Consider the following 1,255-nt stretch of genomic DNA (forward strand, 5'->3'; position numbering starts at 1 on the left):
AAATCCGGCGTAATCGGCGCTGCCTTTTGGATCAACTTACCGTAGGCATCGTAATCGAACGAACCTATCCTGGCACCGGTCGTCATCACCTGCACGTCACGCACCGAGCCTAAATGATCGCGGGCATAATAAAGCCGCGCATTGCCGGCGATTCTGATCTCTCCTTCGGGATAATAACGCCGTGCCACGGCATCCGTAGCCGTGCGGGCTTGGCATAAACTATCGCCACACCACAAATAACGCATGACCGTCGGCGCCATCACGCCGTTATCGGATGTGATCGAGATGCGCCGGCCCAAGCCGTCGTAAGTCATCTGATACGAGAATCCCGGTTGCCCGGTTAACGCGACGTTGACCAAGCGATTTTCCGCATCCCAGGTATAGTTACGCGCGCCGTCATTGGTGACGTTGCCATTGGCGTCGTAGGTATAGCTTTTGGCATTCGCGGTAGTGATTTGATTCAGGCCGTTGACCGCGATTGCGGCACTGCCTCTCGGCGTGTCGATGCCGGTCAAGTTGTCGCCGGCGTCATAGCTATAGCCATATTGATCGCCGCTGGAAACATCCACCGAAGTCAGGCGGTCGGCGGCGTCGTAAGCGTAGGTGTAATCCTTGGTTGCCCAGGTTCCGCTTAAGGTCGTGGTTTCGTTGATTTCGCTGATCAGGTTTTCCGGCGTGGTGACATAACCATAGCTGCGAGCCGCGCCGCTGTTTTGGATGCCCAATAATCGCCGGTCATTCTGGTTGTCGTCGTATTGCCAGCTCGTGCCAACTTTACCGGTGCTGTCTTGTAAACCGGTCAATTGATCGGTTTCGCCCAGATACGTTTGGGCAAAATCGCCCAGCGGATTATTGTGGTTGGTCAAACGGCCCAACGCGTCGTAACCGAAAGTTTCGCTACTGGCGTCCACGGTACGTTTCACCATCCGGCCCAGTTCGTCGTACTGGTAACCTATGGTGTCGTTGTTGAAAGGGCCGTCTATTTGGCTCAGTTTTAAGGCGCCTAATTGTCCTATGGCCTGATATTGGTACTGCGTGGTGCCGGTACCGTCCGTCATCGATGCGAGTCTTGGGAACCAAGAATCATAGCTAAAGCTGACATTCGGCGTAGGGTTGATGGTGTTGCTATAGATCAATGCCGTCCGGCGATCATCCTTGGCATAGGTAAAGGTTTTCTTCTGACCCAGCGCGTCGGTCACCGATTTCAACCGGCTGGTCTTCGCTTCATAGGCATACGTCGTTTTCTTGCCATCGG

General features: G+C 54.5%; 1 protein-coding gene. It reads right to left on the bottom strand.

The genetic code is table 11. The features are described from left to right. Positions 1 to 1,255: RHS repeat protein (locus A1359_RS04675; protein ID WP_198159275.1), on the bottom strand; the 1,255-nt coding region annotated here is incomplete at both ends.

The organism is Methylomonas lenta (assembly GCF_001644015.1).
GTDB classification, from domain to species: Bacteria; Pseudomonadota; Gammaproteobacteria; order Methylococcales; family Methylomonadaceae; genus Methylomonas; species Methylomonas lenta.